The organism is Micromonospora sp. M51 (assembly GCF_018070305.1).
Classification (GTDB): domain Bacteria; phylum Actinomycetota; class Actinomycetes; order Mycobacteriales; family Micromonosporaceae; genus Micromonospora; species Micromonospora parva.
Genome location: NZ_JAGPXZ010001365.1, coordinates 1 through 718, shown reverse-complemented (window position 1 = coordinate 718; position 718 = coordinate 1). Strand labels below are relative to the sequence as shown.

Genomic DNA, 718 nt, shown 5'->3' with positions numbered 1-718 from the left:
ACCTGCGGCGGGCCCGGATCATCCGCGAGGAGATCGGCCCGGACGCGCTGTTGATGATGGACGCCAACCAGGTCTGGGACGTCGACGAGGCGATCACCGCGATGGCGGCGCTGGCCGAGGTCGACCCGTACTGGATCGAGGAGCCCACCCACGCCGACGACATCCTCGGGCACGCCCGGATCGCCCGCGCGGTGCACGAGCTGACCGGCGGACGCTGCCGGGTCGCCACCGGTGAGGTGGCCGCCAACCGGGTGATCTTCAAGCAGTTGCTCCAGGCCGAGGCGATCGGCGTGATGCAGGTCGACGCCTGCCGGGTCGGTGGCGTCAACGAGGTCCTGGCCGAGCTGCTGCTGGCGGCGAAGTTCGGCGTTCCGGTCTGCCCGCACGCCGGCGGGGTGGGCCTCTGCGAGTACGTCCAGCACCTGGCGATCTTCGACTACCTGCGGGTGGGCACGGGGCTGGACGGCCGGATGATCGAGTACGTCGACCACCTGCACGAACACTTCGTCGACCCGGTGCGGACCCGCGACGGGCGCTACCTGCTGCCCGAGCGGCCCGGTTACAGCGCCACCATGAAGCCCACGTCGATCGCCGAGTTCCGCTTCCCGGACGGTCCGGCATGGCGGTGACCGTCGGCGCCTCCCGGCTCGGCCTGGGTGCGCTGCGCCGACTGCCCGCCGAGGCCCGACCCCTGATCCGGCCGGGCACCGTGCCGACC

General features: G+C 72.1%; 1 protein-coding gene. It reads left to right on the top strand.

Features of this window, described 5'->3' with window-relative positions:
* Positions 1 to 629, top strand: a 629-nt coding sequence (locus KBX53_RS34865) for an enolase C-terminal domain-like protein (RefSeq protein ID WP_305798015.1), incomplete at its 5' end; no start/stop codon positions are given.
* Positions 630 to 718 lie beyond the last annotated feature (89 nt).